We start from the raw sequence: 14,215 nt of genomic DNA, 5'->3' as shown, positions 1-14,215 counted from the left end.
TGTTTTAGGGAGTTACATCGAGTTGGCTGATGAAAACCCCGCACTCAAACGGGGTTACAGCTGGCTATGCTTCCTTCCCATCCGGAAGCACAATGTTGCTGGCGGCTAACTGCCCCATGTTACTGTACATGGCACAGGCGGCTTCAATAATTGGCATCGCCAGAGCGGCCCCGCTGCCTTCCCCCAAACGCATCCCCATATTGAGATACGGATCCAGTTCAAGATGCGCCAGCGCGGTGCGGGCGCCCTTCTCAGCGGAGAAATGTGACGGTATCAGATAGGGTTTAATCTGCGGCGCAATCTGGCAGGCTGCCAGCGCAGCAGAGTAAGAGAGAAAACCATCCAGCACAACTGGAAGGCCACAGGAGGCTGCCCCCAACATCACACCCGCCATGCCGACAAGATCAAACCCACCAACTTTAGCCAGTACATCAATACCGTCATTGCGATCCGGTTGATTGACGGCAATGGCTCGCCGCACAACGTCTACTTTATTGCCTACTCTTGAAAGCGGCAGGTTAGCGCCGATACCGACCACATTCTCGGCATCGCTTCCAGTCAGCACGCTGACGATTGCCGCCGCGGGTGTCGTGTTGGCCATACCAAGTTCACCGACCCCAAACAGCGTTACGCCGTCCCTGGCCAGTCCATGAGTATAACGGATAACTTCCAGCAGTAGCTCCTCGGCCTGTGAACGGCTCATTGCCGGGCCCTGAGCAATATTGCCGCAGCCGCGCGCCACGCGCATATTTACTACGCCAGGAATAGGTTCAGCATCAATACCGACATCAATCACATGTACCTTTGCCCCCGCCTGAGCAGCCAGCACGCAAACGCCGGTCGTCCCACGCGTCATATTAGCAGCCTGAATAGCCGTGACGATTTTAGGCGAAACGGCAACCCCTTCATCCCACACGCCGTGATCGGCGCACATCACCAGCATCGCTTTGCCATTCACATGCGGAACGCCCTTCAGGCCGGGCATTCCGGCCAATTGCACAGCGAGTGACTCGAGCCGACCAAGACTTCCCGGTGGCTTAAGCAAGCCATCGATATGCTGCTGTGCACGCAGCATCGCGGCACTATCAGGTGAAGGTATGGTGTGGAGTAAAGAGGTTAAAGTCTGCATAGGGGTTCCAGTATGTTGGCTGACTCAGAGCAGAGCCAGCAGGAAAATCAACTCGCCAAGTTCAATGGCTGCGCCCAGCGTATCGCCGGTTTGCCCACCCAACGTGCGTTTTAATAACTGCCCAAGAATGAAAATCGCCACTATCGTGACAACCAGTGCTGCTACGCCGTGCATACCGGGAAGCAGTACGGTGGCAAGGACTGCCGCAAATCCCAACGTAACGCAGGTTTGACGCCCGGAGACTTTGCCGATAAAGACATTGCCCAGCCCTTCTTCGCGAGCGTAACGATGTCGATACATCAGCAAAACAGCGGTACCCCGCCCGGCAACACAAGCCGCAGCAAGCGCCGCCAGCATCGGTGTGCCACGCAAAGCCAGTTCGCTCACCACCAGCACTTTCGCCAACAACACGAAAATCAACGCCAGTCCGCCGTGGGTTCCCAGGCGGCTGTCGCGCATGATTTCCAGCATCCGTTCGCGTCGACGGGCAGAGAAAATACCGTCACAGGTATCCGCCAGACCATCGAGATGAAAACCACCGGTCAGCAGCGCGAGGGTCAACACTGCAAACAGCGCCGCCAGGGGGATACCGCACCAGGCCTGCAGCGCCATAAAGACCAGTCCCGTTATCCCGCCCAGCACCACGCCAATAAGCGGAAACATCACAATGCCACGTGAATAGTGCTCGAAATCCAGTCCTTGCGACCAGCGAGCAGGAACGGGCAAGCGACTGATAAAAGAGAGCATTGCCCAGAACAACTTACTCATTTAATTTTGACTCCAATTCCTGATACCACCAGCCAGACCTCATCGGCTGCTGCTGCCAGTCGCTGATTCACACGTCCTGCAATATCGCGAAAATGCCGTGCCAGACGGTTCTCCGGAACAATCCCCATTCCTACCTCATTCGTGACCAGCACAACCTTTGCCGGGCATCGCTGACAGGCGGCAATCAGCGAACGGATCTCATCCTCGATCGACTGTTCCATCGCCGCGTAATCCCAGTTATCCGGATTGCTGTCACCGCCCAGCGCAAACAGCAGGTTGGTCACCATCGTGGTGATGCACTCCAGCAGAATGGCTTCTTGCGGATCGTTTGCAGCCGTTATCAGTTCATCGAGATGTTGCCAGCATTCGGCTGTACGCCAGTGCGCAGGGCGTCCATCGCGATGATGCTGAATTCGTGCCGCCATCTCCTCATCAAAGATCTGCGAAGTCGCGATATACAAAACGTTTGGAGAATCCGCGATCAGCGCTTCCGCATGTCGACTTTTACCGCTTCGCGCGCCGCCAGTAACCAGAATCATCATACTGGCTCCCGGTGTTGCTGCATGATGGTATAAATTTTCTCAATATCGATGTGTTGCCGCATCGCATCCGCCAGCAGATCAAACTGCTGCGATTTATATTGCGCGTAATGGAAGGTGGAATCCAGCGGTGCTAACCCTTTACGTACGCGCAGGCCATTAACCAGCGCCCGGGTAAATTCATCGCTGTCAAACAGACCGTGAAGATAAGTACCAAACGTCAGGCCATCCGGCGTAACCGCGCCGTCAGCCACGTTGCCACCGTCCTTGCACAGCGTCATCACCGCCCGGCATTCTTCAGTTAAGGTCGTTTCGCCCATGTGAATTTCATAACCACGAACGGATAACCCCGCCGCGCCCGCCAGCCAGTCAGGCAGCGAGGAGGACATTTTTCCCTCAACCAAAGTGGTAGTTTTGTGCTGGGCAAAATGCGTTACAGTATTGAGTAAGCCCAGCCCCGGCAGCGTGCCGAGTCCTGACTCCACTTCATCGATGATCGTATCGCCGAGCATTTGATAGCCACCGCAAATCCCCACCACCGGCACGTTGTTACTATGCAATTGCACGACACCGTGCGCCATCCCGCTCTCACGCAGCCACACCAGATCGCCCAGCGTATTTTTACTGCCCGGCAGAATCACCAGATCGGCCCCCGCCAGTTCTTCAGGCTGACGCACATAGCGCACACGTACATCCGGCTGTGCGGCAAGCGCATTGAAATCAGTAAAATTCGAAATGTGCGGTATTTGCACAACGGCGATGTCGATGTCGCGCTTATCAGTGCGCAAATATTTACCCTTTTGCAGCGCTACGCCATCTTCATCTTCCAGATCCACATCCAGCCATGGCATGACGCCCAGAACCGGCACTCCGGTCAGCGCTTCAATTTGCTCAATACCGGAATACAGCAACGCCACATCACCGCGAAATTTGTTGATGATCACCCCCTTGACCCTGGCGCGTTCATGATCGTGCAATAGCGCCAGTGTGCCGTAAATGGAGGCAAACACCCCGCCACGGTCGATATCCGCCACCAAAATGACAGGACATCGCGCCATTTCAGCCATACCCATATTGACGATATCGCGATCGCGCAGGTTAATCTCTGCCGGGCTTCCCGCCCCCTCCAGCACCAGCACATCGAACTCTTGCGCCAGACTGTTATAAACTGACAGGATTTGATCCCGCAGACGCGGTTTATACTCGTGGTAGCTCACCGCATCCATGTCGGTCGCGACTTTGCCCATCAGCACAACCTGCGCTTTACGGTCGCTGGTTGGTTTAAGCAGCACCGGATTCATACGCACATCTGGCGTAATCCCTGCAGCTTCGGCCTGAAAAATTTGTGCGCGCCCCATCTCCTTGCCTTCTGGCGTAATGCCAGAGTTCAGCGCCATGTTTTGCGATTTGAACGGCGCAGTACGCAGTCCATCCTGATAAAAAATTCGACACAGCCCGGCGACCAACACGCTTTTACCCACATCAGATGCCGTTCCCTGCAACATTATCGCCTGCGTCATGACGCCTCCTTCAGTGCGTTCTCTCGCATACAACTAAAAAATTCAGCCTCTGTTTTACACAGCGGGAAGCCCAGCTCTGTATGCAGCTTCACCAGCCAGGGCTGAGTTAATCCCGCTTGTTCAATCAGTTCCGTACGGGCGAAAACGTCCCCCGGCGTGCCGTGTGTTAGCACCTCGCCCCGGCGTAAAACGTAAACTGCATCACTGACTTCATAGATAAGATCGATATCATGGCTGGAGATAACCACGTGGTTGCCTTGCGCTACGATGCGTTTGATTATCTCAATCATCTGCGTACGGCCTGATGGGTCAAGCCCTGCTGTAGGCTCATCCAGCAACAGGTATTGCGCCTGCAACACCAACGCCCCGGCAATTGCCACACGTTTTTTTTGCCCGTGACTTAAACACTGAATCGGTTGATGGCGAAAATGCTGAGCATCGACCAGCGTCAGCGCATCTTCCACCCGGCGGGCGATTTCAGCTTCATCCACGCCAAGGTTGCGCAGGCTGAAAGCAATGTCACTGTCGATATCGGTGTAAAAGATTTGCTGATCGGGATCCTGAAATACAGTAGCCACCTGCTGACGCAGTGCCAGTAGGCCACGCTTGCTGTAATCCAACGGTTTGCCTTGCCACATCACTGCCCCTTGCTGCGGGCGCAGTAAGCCACTCAGATTCATAAATAGCGTGGATTTTCCGCAGCCATTGGCACCAACCAACCCCGTAACGGCATGCGTAGAAAAGTCCAGCGTTAGCCCCTTGAGGATCGGGTCATCCTGATAGCGAAACCAAAGCGCTGAGGTGGCAAGCATACTTTTCCTTACAGGTGAAAATCACCCTGATAAAGTTTGATATCCAGTGTGGTAGTCATTTGCTGGTAGCGGATCAACACGCGGGTAAACAGCAGTCCCACCAGCATCGCTAGCGAGCGATAGCCCAACGGCAAGCTACGATACCCAAAACGCAGCGTTTGTGCGCGATGAATAGCCAGCGCCTCGTCTAACAGGATAAAAATAAAGCGCCAGGTTAACAGGATCTGCTCAGTAAGCAGGCGAGGAACGTGCGCGCGTTTGAGTAAAATAATCAGCTGCGGAAACGGTAGATTCAGCACCAGCCAGAGCGTTGCCGCCAACGCAGCCAGGCTGCGCCAGAAGGTTTCATTGGCGGTGAAAAGTCCTGAGGCACTAACGCCCAACCAGTAGCTGCCAACGGGAATGCTGGCCAGCAGAGTCTGCGGATCGCGACTAAAACTAAACAGGATGGTCACTACCCCTATCGTCAGAAAACCAAACGGTAATGCCATCAAGCGGCACCAGCGCCAGAACGAAATGCGTAGCAGCCAGCAGCTCAGCGCGGCAATCAGTAACAGCTCGATACCCTGCCCCAACGGGGGCAGAGTAAACGCCAGAATCATCATCATTAGCCAGAGCAGAAATTTCCGCACCGGTGAGACATGAAACCAGCGGCTTTGATAGCTAAGCCTGTCAAGCCCGGTCATCACGACGTTGCCTGCCTTTGGTGTAACCCAGTATGTAGAAAATTACGGCTGCACCCAGCGATCCCTGGAGCGTAAACAACAGGCTTTCAATCTCACCGCTTGCCGGTTCATACAACGGCTGGAACCATGGCTCATAATGCGGGGCAATAGCCTGAATCTGACTCTCTGCTTCACCGTCTGAACCGCCGTATTCTCCACCGTGGTTGATAAAGAACGGCAGGATCACCAGCGCCACTACCATGCCCAATATAATCAGCGTCTTTTTCATCGTTAATGTCCTTGTGCGGTTATTAACTGGCGTTTGGTTAGCTGATCGTAAATCAGCACGGTGAGTAACCCTTCCGCAATCGCGATGGGGATTTGTGTCAGACAGAAAATCCCCATGAATTTAATGATTGAACCGGTAGCGCCAGCAGACGGGTCCGGGAACGCCACGCCCAGTTGCACTGAGGTGACGAAATAGGTGACAAGATCCGCCAACATCGCGCACAAGAAGACGCAAACATCACGACGCAGCCCCGCACGGCAGGCCATTTTCCACACCATGTAACCCGCTACCGGGCCAATCACCGCCATCGACATGCCGTTAGCGCCGAGCGTCGTCAAACCACCGTGCGCCAGCAGCAGTGCCTGGAACAGCAAAACGATCGCCCCGAGGATAGCTACTACACCTGGCCCGAACAGAATAACCGCCAGGCCTACGCCGGTAGGGTGTGAACAACTTCCGGTAACGGAAGGAATTTTCAGCGCCGACAGCACAAAAATAAAGGCGCCGCACAGTGCCAGTAAAACTTTCTGGTGGTTATCTTCCTGCACGATTTGGCGCAGGCGCACCAGCCCGTACCACAGGCAGGGTAAAAACAGCAGCCACCATGCCAGCGCCCACATCGGCGGCAGGAAACCTTCCATAATGTGCATCGCGAACGCTTGCTCAGGAACAATCATCAGTAATAGCGCCGCAGCCAACCCGCTGAAAGACAGCTGTTTTAGCTGTTGTTCAAGCTTCATTGTGCATACTCCCACTGTTTGTTGACCAGAATGGTCGAGAAATAAGGCAGCGGCTGATCGTCGCTCACCTCGTCGAGATGGCGCCAGCACTGCTCGCCCGGCAGCGTGGCTTCAGACATCATCAGCGCGTAGTCCAACAACCCCTCTTGCTGCAGCAACGCTTTGATGCGCGCAAAGCGACCGTAAACTTTCATCAGCACCAGGCTGTCATGCTGCTTTAACGCCTGCTGAATTTCAGCTTCCGGCGCGGTACAGGAGACCACTGCCAGCGATTGTTGCTCCATGGCGAGCGGAGTTTTCGCACGCGCGGCAATCGCAGCGAAAGAGGTCACGCCCGGGACAATTTCTAACCAGTCAGGCGAACCAATGCGCTGCAGTAAAAAGACCCAGGTGCTGAACAGCATGGCGTCACCGAGCGTAATAAAGCCTACCCTCTTCCCGGCTTCAACTTCCTGAACCAGCGCGCTTGCCACCTCATCCCAGACGGCCTCTTTTTCCGCGCTGTCGGCACTCATGGGAAAATGGCAGCAGCGAACCTCGGTCTGCTCGCCGATATACTCCCGTACAATCGACAGCGCCAGGCTATCGCCGCCTTTGCGTCCGGCGGGCGCATAGAGAATATCCAGCATCCCCAACGTGCGTGCAGCACGTACGGTGATCAGATCGGAAGCGCCAGGTCCGGTGCTTAATGCGTACAGTTTTCCGCTCATGCTGCTTCCTCCAGCGCCACATTAAGCGCCTGCTGTAAATGCGCCACAAACATCGCGCGAACCGCCGGGTTTTCCCCCAGTCCGCTGAGCCACGGCGTAGCCGGTATCCCTGCTGCGTTGAACAACGTTTTCCACGAATCGTCTTCGTCGGAGGCCATATCGTTAATCGCATGGTCACCGGCGACTAACATCAGCGGCATCAGATGTACCGCCGTGACGCCTTCCTGAGATAAACTTTCAATCAGCACATCCACTTCCGGGTAGCTTTCCACCGCCCCGACTCGCGCCGGGAAGCACTGCGCCGTCATCATGTGGTCAAGACAGGCATAGGCAGCAAAAGCGTGATGGCTTGCCCCGTGTCCCATAAACACCACTTTTTCTTTTTCACCCAGCGCCGGCATCTGCTGTTGCAACGCCAGCATCAACTGTGCGTAATCTTCAACGCTGCTCAAAAGCGGTACACCCAGCGTCAGGCGAGAAAACAGCGGGCGCATACTTTGTACTTCGCGGACAATTTTTTCGTATTCGTCGCCGTTGATGATGTGCAGCGACTGAATCGCGACATCCTGATACCCCTGCTCCGCCAGCTTTTGCAGCGCCTGCAGCGGTGTGTCGATTTCAATGCCGTCACGCTGTTTGAGCTTGCGGATTATCATCCCTGAGGTAAACGCCCGGAACAGGTCACGGTCAGGGCAACTGGCTGCGAGATCGCGCTCACAGGCCACAATATTTTTCTCACAGGTGTCGTGATAGCTGGTGCCAAAGCTGACCACCAGAAGCGCCTTTTTCATCTCTAACTCCTTAAGCAGCGGCCAGCCAGCGCGTTAAACGCGCCGCAAAGGCGGCCTGACTTTCCAGTAACTCTTCTCCCGTCACCAACGGTGCCGGACGTGTAATCACGATGCAGGGGATACCGGCATCCAGACAGGGTTGCACTTTTTCCTGATCCCCCCCTTCCGCGCCTGATGCCTTAGTAATCACCACATCAGCCTGACACTGTTGATAAAACGCAGCGTTGAACTCGGCGCTAAACGGCCCACACAGAGCAAAGATCTCACCGACGCCAAATCCCAGGTCCGCGCATTGCTGAATGACCTCAGGTACAGGCAGGACGCGCGCCAGCAGCGTTTTCTCTGGCAACTCTTTGCGCCAGATCGCCAGATCTTTACTGCCGGTCGTCAGCAGCACTCGTTCACCGAAACGCCGCGCAACCTCGCTGGCTTGCTGAATACTCTGTACGGTATACAGGTGCGAGTGGGTTAAACCGCTTAACTGTTCGGGGCGCTGATAGCGGCTCAGCAGTACGCCCGCCGCTTCGCAGGCATTCATGATGTTGCGACTCACCACCTCGGCGTAAGGATGCGAAGCATCAATCACCCAGCGCGTCCGATTTTCCTGCAGCCAGGCAATCATTTGCTCACGTTCCAGACGCCCGCAGCGCACCTGACCTTTGATGTCTCCCGCCAGTTGCTTTCCCGTCGGGGTCGCAACTGACAGGGTGTAGGCCACGTTTGCCGCATCCAGTTGCTGGCACAGCATGCGCGCATCGCTGGTGCCGCCCATGACCAGCACATCACCATAATTCACAGCACATAACCTCGGGGTGTGATCATCAGCCCGTCCTGAACATAGGTGGTTTTGTTGCCCACGATCACAAGACTGGTCATATCAACCGGCTCAAAATCCATTTCACCCAGCGTGGTCAGCCATTTTTCCTGCTTTTTACGTCCGGCCGACTTCACAATACCGACCGGCGTTTGTGCACTCTTGCTGGCAGATAACAGCTCAAATGCGCGCGCCAGATGTCCTTCGCGACCCCGACTGCGTGGGTTGTAGAAACAGATAACAAAATCGGCCTCACCGGCGGCAACGATGCGTTTTTCGATAACCGGCCACGGCGTTAACAGATCGCTTAAGCTGATGTGGCAGAAGTCGTGCATCAACGGCGCGCCCAGCAAAGAGGCGGCGGCAATACTGGCGGTCATACCTGGTATCAACCTGACCTCAACGTCCAGCTTTTGCTTGCTGACCAGTTCGAGTACCAGTCCGGCCATACCGTAAATCCCCGCGTCACCGCTGCTGATCAACGCCACATTGTGACCCGCCTGCGCCAGTTCGATCGCCGCCTGACAGCGTTCAATCTCTTTGCACATTCCGGTTTTGATCACCTGCTTGTCGCCTGTGAACGCTTTTACCAGGTGGGTGTAGGTTTTATAGCCAACGATGATTTCCGCTGCCTGCAATGCTTCAACAGCTTCCATGGTCATCATTGCCTGCGAGCCAGGGCCAATTCCAATTACGCTTAACATCAGTGTGAAACTCCCAAAGTGATAGTGACGCCCTGTTCTCGCAGGGTCTCGCCTAACAGTTGTCCGTGGCTAAGCAGCCAGGCTGCAGGACCGGAAACGCTTCCTGTGCCCACCGTTTTGCGCACAAACGATGAAGCCGGAAAACGGTGTTCATGCTCACGCAGCGCGTCAGCAGTAAAGGTTTCGAAAGGAACCCGACAGCACGAAGCTAATTGGATAAGTCCCTGTTCATTTTTTTTCAGCGTGATGCTGCCAATTGCTTTTAACGCCAGCGGATCGAGCTGCTGGGCTTCGAGTTGTCTGGCCAGCAGCGCAGCCAGCAGCGGAAACGGCGTATCGCGACGACAGCCAATTCCGGCGACAACCCGCTGCGGCACCAGCTTCCAGTGAGGAACCGGCAGGTCGGGTAAATTAGTGCGTAAGGTGATGCACACCAGCGCATCCAGTTCAGGAAGCGAGTTGAGATCGGATACCGTGATAAAACCGCGTCGATCGCAATGGCTGACATCCTGCGTCAGTTCGTCATCCCACCACAGGCCTACGCGCTTGTTACTAACCAGCATCTGATTGACGATCTTCACCGCCGAGCGGAAATCGCTCATCCGGGCATTCAACTGAAATGCCAGCGTATCCAGTGCCGCCATATCATTGACATCTGTCGCCGTGGTGATCACCGGGTCAGCGCCCAACATACCCGCCAGATAACGAGCCAGCGCATTCGCGCCCCCGGCGTGACCGGAGAGCAGGCTGATAACGTGCTGGGCACGTTCATCAATGACCACCACCGCCGGATCGCAAAATTTGTCGTTGACCAGCGGGGCCAGCACGCGCACCGCGATACCGGTCGCGCCGATAAAAATCAGCGCCGAATAATTTGCAAACGCTTCGCGGGCGGTATTGGCAAAGCCGTTTTCGAAGGGAATAAACCCCTCCTCCAGCAGCTTTTCACTGGTAAAACAGGTCACCGGCAGCATGGCCGCCAGACGCTTCGCCAGCACGACACCACCGGGCGTCAGGCAAAAAAGCGCAATGGATTCAGGCTTTACGGTATTCATGGCTAAAGTCCGCCGCATAGAGTTTGGAGTAGTGATACTCCGAGCCCAGGAAATTACCGACCAGAATGAGGGCCGTTTTGCGGATACCCGCATCGCGTACCTTGTCGCCAATATCCGCCAGCGTACCGCGCACAGTCTGGCTTTCCGGCCAGGTTGCTTTGTAGATCACCGCCACGGGCGTGGTCGCAGGATAACCGCCTTCAACAAGGCGTTCAGCCACCCGATGAATACGCTGGACGGACAGATAAATCGCCATTGACGTCTGGTGGCTGGCAAATGACTCCAGCTGTTCGCGCTCCGGTACCGGCGTGCGCCCTTCCAGACGTGTGATGATCAGGCTTTGTGAGACCTCTGGCACGGTATACTCAACGCCCAACTCCGCCGCCGCGCCGAGAAATGCGCTGACGCCAGGCACCACCTGCCAGTCAATCCCACGCTTGGTCAGTTCCTCGCCCTGCTCGCGCACGGAACCGTATAGCGAAACATCGCCGGTTTGCAGACGCACGACGGTCTTCCCTGCTTTCACGCCGGCCTCCATCAGGTCGAGGATCTGCTCCAGATGCAGTTCGGCGCTGTCGTGACATTCTGCGCCGGCAGGGCAATATTCCAGCAGTTCGGTGTTAATCAGCGATCCAGCGTAGATAACAACCTGCGCCTGCTGTAGCAACCGGTAACCTTTGAGGGTAATCAGCTCGCGATCGCCAGGACCTGCGCCGACAAACCACACGCTACGGGGATCAAAAATCTCAGACATGGTTTCCTTCCTTCTGACAGGCGATAACAAATACGGGGTTATTCGGTTTGAAATAATGACCATTGCCAAGCGAGGTAAGCGAGGAAACCTGTAGCTGCAGGCAATCCACGCCCTGTACGCCAAGATGGTCCAGATGTGCCAGCGCGATGTTGAGGTTTTCCTGGAGGATAAACGTCATCACCAGCCGCCCTGCGGGATGCAATTGACGCATTGACCAGTCAATCAGTTCGGTCAAATGGCCGCCGCTGCCACCCATAAAAATGGCATCGGCTTTTTCCGCGATAGTCATCGGCGCAACGCCGGGAAAAATATCGATGTTTGCGCAGGCAAAATGCTGACGGTTCTCATCCAGCAGCCTGAGCGCTGCCGGGTTACGTTCAATTGCTGTCACGCGTAATCCAGGGTATTGCAGCGCGGCTTCTATCGACACGCTGCCGGTTCCGGCACCAATATCAATCAGGTGACTGGCGCGGTATAATTCAAGTTTTGAGAGGGCAAGTGCGCGTACCGCTTCTTTGGTCATCGGCACTTTCTCTCCACGCAGAAACAGCTCATCTTTCATCAAGGATCACCACTGCATTCATGTCATAGTCGGCGTTAACTTCACTTACGGGCAGGAAATGGATCCGTTCGTTTTCCATCGCCAGGTTTTCGCCAATCACCATCCAGCGATGTCCCTTGCCTCGCGCTATCAGCTGTTGCGCAATTTCACGCGGGCCGCACAGCCCATCTGTCACCATCGCCACCTTGTTATGCCGCGCCAGTTCATCGAAACAGACGCTGCGACCATGGCTACTGGTCAGCCACATATCGTTCATATCAATACCGGACTGCGCACACAGATACTGCACCGCACTAATACCGGGAATAATGCGCACATTTTCAATACCAAAATGCGCCACCATGCGCGTTCCGATCCCATAGAACAGCGGATCGCCAGACGCCAGCACCACAACCTGTTGCGCCCGGTGCGTATTAATCCAGTCCAGCAGTTCCGGGATATTGGCACCGAGAACAAACTGTTCGCCGGTAAAATCCGCGAACTGCTGCAAATGCCGCTTACCGCCGACCAGAACATCAGCCGTTGCAACCGCTTCGCGTGCCGCAGGCGTCATCAAATGCAAACCGGCGGGTCCCATCCCCACAACGGTTAACATTGCATCTCCTCAGCAATCTCTGCGATCGGACGATTACAACCCAGCACCTGGTTATCAAAGGAGAACATGATGGCGTCGCAGGTCGGGGGATTTTTGGTAAAACGCAACGTTTGCAGGACGCGCATACAAATGCGCTTAGCCAGATGGTCATAAATGCGCTGAAAACCATACGCTTCTATGTGTTCCATCGCCGCCTCGGTGGTATCGCAGTCGCTGACCAGCGTCAGTAGTTCCAGCGGCGCGCCAAGTAACGCGAGATGGGCCACCAGCGTTTCCATACGCGCGTCGGCAATATGGCTATGGGTATGGAAAATGCCCGCCGCGATTTTGACAAGCTTGCCCGGATGTCCCACCAGCACGATTTGCCGGAACCCCAGACGTACAGCTTCTTCAATCATGTAGCCGACAAAGTTGCTCATGGTGACAACCACCTGGGTGTCAATCCCCATCTGCTCGCGCACAAAACGTTCGCCATGGTTTCCCGGTACCAGTACGACGCGTTCCAGCCCCGCCGCTCGCTTAATTTCCAGCTCCAGCGACAGCGAACGTTTCCAGCTCTCTTCCGACATCGGCGTGACGATCCCCGTGGTGCCGATAATCGAAATGCCACCCAGAATACCCAGGCGCGAGTTGTAGGTTTTTTGCGCCCGCTCTTCGCCTTCCGGCGCGAAAATCTCAATCTGTGCCCCTCGATTCGGGCCAATCGCCTCACGCACCGCTGACTCAATGGTCTGGCGAGGTGTGCGGTTAATCGCTGAACTGCCCACCGGCAGGCCGATCCCTTTGCGGGTTACCGTACCAACGCCTTCCCCGCCTTGAAGGGTTATCTCTTTACTCTCGTTTAACGTCACGCGCGCAAAAATCAGCATCCCATGTGTGGCGTCCACATCATCACCACCGTCTTTGCGAATAGCGGCTATCGCCTGCTGCCCTTCGATATGCGGCGACTCCACGTTCAGACACAACGTCACCCCGGAAGGCGTCACAATAGAAACCTGATGGATCAAGTGTTGGCGTAATACCATCAGCGCCGCCACTTTTGCCGCCGCCGTCGCGCAGGATCCGGTGGTATATCCTTTACGCAGTGCTTTACCGTTGTGCCACACCGGCGTATCGAAAGCCTCGCTCATCGCGCCCCCTGCATGTGATAAAGCATGGCATTGACGATAGCGGCAGCGACATTACTTCCCCCTTTACGGCCTAACGCGGCAATGGCGGGCAGACTGCTTTGGGTGAGCGCATCTTTCGACTCTTCGGCACCGACGAACCCTACCGGTACGCCAACCACACCACTGACGGCGACATCATGCTCCAGCAGGCGAAACAACGCTGTCGGCGCGTTACCAAACACAAACAGCTTTTCACCTTCTTCCTTCACTGCGATATCGACGGCCGCCATCGAGCGAGTAATGCCCTGCTCTTTGGCCGTCCGCACAACCCGTGGGTCGCTGATGTAGCAGCGGCATTCACCGCCAAATTTTGCCAGCAACGTTTTATTAATCCCGGACAGAGCCATCGTGGTATCGGTATAAATCACGCTTGAGCGGCTAAGCGCCGCACAAAACTGTTCCAGCACATCACTGGAAAACCACAGAATGTCCAGCCAGTCGAAATCCGCGGTTGTGTGAATGACCCGCTTGATAATGGCTTCATGTAACGGGCTGGCAAACTGATAGTCCGGGCGTGTTTCACGAATAATCTCGCCAATAATGTCGAAACTTTTGGCCTCAATCGCCTGGGGTTGCTGGATATATTGCATGGTGTTGTC

18 protein-coding genes are annotated in these 14,215 nt (G+C 55.5%); all 18 read right to left on the bottom strand.

Annotation, left to right across the window (positions count from 1 at the left end; all coding sequences use genetic code 11):
- Window positions 1-64 precede the first annotated feature (64 nt).
- Genes cobT through OGY15_RS09620 form a run of 18 tightly spaced genes read right to left on the bottom strand, consistent with a single transcriptional unit; the run spans window position 65 to window position 14,206 of the window.
- Entirely contained in the window at window positions 65-1,129 is a 1,065-nt protein-coding gene (gene cobT / locus OGY15_RS09705; RefSeq protein ID WP_151219702.1) for a nicotinate-nucleotide--dimethylbenzimidazole phosphoribosyltransferase, read from the bottom strand.
- A 24-nt stretch (window positions 1,130-1,153) separates the two neighbouring features.
- Entirely contained in the window at window positions 1,154-1,897 is a 744-nt protein-coding gene (gene cobS / locus OGY15_RS09700; protein ID WP_151219703.1) for an adenosylcobinamide-GDP ribazoletransferase, read from the bottom strand.
- Entirely contained in the window at window positions 1,894-2,439 is a 546-nt protein-coding gene (gene cobU / locus OGY15_RS09695) for a bifunctional adenosylcobinamide kinase/adenosylcobinamide-phosphate guanylyltransferase (RefSeq protein WP_187252230.1), read from the bottom strand. The genes cobS and cobU overlap by 4 nt, the downstream gene beginning before the upstream one ends.
- Window positions 2,436-3,956, bottom strand: a complete 1,521-nt coding sequence (locus OGY15_RS09690) for a cobyric acid synthase (RefSeq protein ID WP_252837705.1) — start codon at window positions 3,954-3,956, stop codon at window positions 2,436-2,438. The genes cobU and OGY15_RS09690 overlap by 4 nt, the downstream gene beginning before the upstream one ends.
- The gene (locus OGY15_RS09685) at window positions 3,953-4,768 is read right to left on the bottom strand and encodes an energy-coupling factor ABC transporter ATP-binding protein (protein ID WP_210904628.1); all 816 of its coding nucleotides are present in this window, start codon (window positions 4,766-4,768) and stop codon (window positions 3,953-3,955) included. The genes OGY15_RS09690 and OGY15_RS09685 overlap by 4 nt, the downstream gene beginning before the upstream one ends.
- An 8-nt stretch (window positions 4,769-4,776) precedes the next feature.
- Window positions 4,777-5,454 (bottom strand): energy-coupling factor ABC transporter transmembrane protein, encoded by a 678-nt coding sequence (locus OGY15_RS09680; protein WP_286539100.1) that lies wholly within the window; start codon window positions 5,452-5,454, stop codon window positions 4,777-4,779.
- On the bottom strand, window positions 5,441-5,722 hold the full coding sequence (locus OGY15_RS09675; RefSeq protein ID WP_003030289.1) for an energy-coupling factor ABC transporter substrate-binding protein: 282 nt from the start codon (window positions 5,720-5,722) through the stop codon (window positions 5,441-5,443). Before OGY15_RS09675 ends, OGY15_RS09680 begins: the two co-directional genes overlap by 14 nt.
- Window positions 5,723-5,724: 2 nt before the next feature.
- Window positions 5,725-6,462, bottom strand: a complete 738-nt coding sequence (gene cbiM / locus OGY15_RS09670) for a cobalt ECF transporter S component CbiM (protein WP_286538989.1) — start codon at window positions 6,460-6,462, stop codon at window positions 5,725-5,727.
- On the bottom strand, window positions 6,459-7,172 hold the full coding sequence (locus OGY15_RS09665; protein ID WP_187252227.1) for a cobalt-factor II C(20)-methyltransferase: 714 nt from the start codon (window positions 7,170-7,172) through the stop codon (window positions 6,459-6,461). The genes cbiM and OGY15_RS09665 overlap by 4 nt, the downstream gene beginning before the upstream one ends.
- The gene (cbiK, locus tag OGY15_RS09660; RefSeq protein WP_187258788.1) at window positions 7,169-7,963 is read right to left on the bottom strand and encodes a sirohydrochlorin cobaltochelatase; all 795 of its coding nucleotides are present in this window, start codon (window positions 7,961-7,963) and stop codon (window positions 7,169-7,171) included. The genes OGY15_RS09665 and cbiK overlap by 4 nt, the downstream gene beginning before the upstream one ends.
- A 10-nt stretch (window positions 7,964-7,973) precedes the next feature.
- On the bottom strand, window positions 7,974-8,759 hold the full coding sequence (locus OGY15_RS09655) for a cobalt-precorrin-6A reductase (protein ID WP_286538988.1): 786 nt from the start codon (window positions 8,757-8,759) through the stop codon (window positions 7,974-7,976).
- A complete protein-coding gene (locus OGY15_RS09650) occupies window positions 8,756-9,481 on the bottom strand; it encodes a precorrin-3B C(17)-methyltransferase (protein WP_003030278.1) in 726 nt (241 codons plus the stop codon). Before OGY15_RS09650 ends, OGY15_RS09655 begins: the two co-directional genes overlap by 4 nt.
- Window positions 9,481-10,536 (bottom strand): cobalt-precorrin 5A hydrolase, encoded by a 1,056-nt coding sequence (cbiG, locus tag OGY15_RS09645; protein ID WP_187252226.1) that lies wholly within the window; start codon window positions 10,534-10,536, stop codon window positions 9,481-9,483. Before cbiG ends, OGY15_RS09650 begins: the two co-directional genes overlap by 1 nt.
- Window positions 10,517-11,290: a cobalt-precorrin-4 methyltransferase gene (locus OGY15_RS09640; RefSeq protein WP_151219709.1), complete on the bottom strand. Its 774-nt coding sequence runs from the start codon at window positions 11,288-11,290 to the stop codon at window positions 10,517-10,519. Before OGY15_RS09640 ends, cbiG begins: the two co-directional genes overlap by 20 nt.
- The gene (locus tag OGY15_RS09635) at window positions 11,283-11,852 is read right to left on the bottom strand and encodes a decarboxylating cobalt-precorrin-6B (C(15))-methyltransferase (protein ID WP_286538987.1); all 570 of its coding nucleotides are present in this window, start codon (window positions 11,850-11,852) and stop codon (window positions 11,283-11,285) included. Before OGY15_RS09635 ends, OGY15_RS09640 begins: the two co-directional genes overlap by 8 nt.
- Window positions 11,842-12,447, bottom strand: a complete 606-nt coding sequence (locus OGY15_RS09630) for a cobalt-precorrin-7 (C(5))-methyltransferase (protein ID WP_151219711.1) — start codon at window positions 12,445-12,447, stop codon at window positions 11,842-11,844. Before OGY15_RS09630 ends, OGY15_RS09635 begins: the two co-directional genes overlap by 11 nt.
- Entirely contained in the window at window positions 12,441-13,577 is a 1,137-nt protein-coding gene (gene cbiD, locus OGY15_RS09625) for a cobalt-precorrin-5B (C(1))-methyltransferase CbiD (protein WP_151224675.1), read from the bottom strand. The genes OGY15_RS09630 and cbiD overlap by 7 nt, the downstream gene beginning before the upstream one ends.
- Window positions 13,574-14,206 (bottom strand): cobalt-precorrin-8 methylmutase, encoded by a 633-nt coding sequence (locus OGY15_RS09620; RefSeq protein ID WP_151219713.1) that lies wholly within the window; start codon window positions 14,204-14,206, stop codon window positions 13,574-13,576. Before OGY15_RS09620 ends, cbiD begins: the two co-directional genes overlap by 4 nt.
- Window positions 14,207-14,215: the final 9 nt, after the last annotated feature.

The sequence above is a fragment of the Citrobacter sp. Cu231 genome (assembly GCF_030332265.1).
Classification (GTDB): domain Bacteria; phylum Pseudomonadota; class Gammaproteobacteria; order Enterobacterales; family Enterobacteriaceae; genus Citrobacter; species Citrobacter meridianamericanus.
Note: the sequence above shows the minus strand (reverse complement) of the source record. Positions and strands in the feature narration are given on the sequence as shown.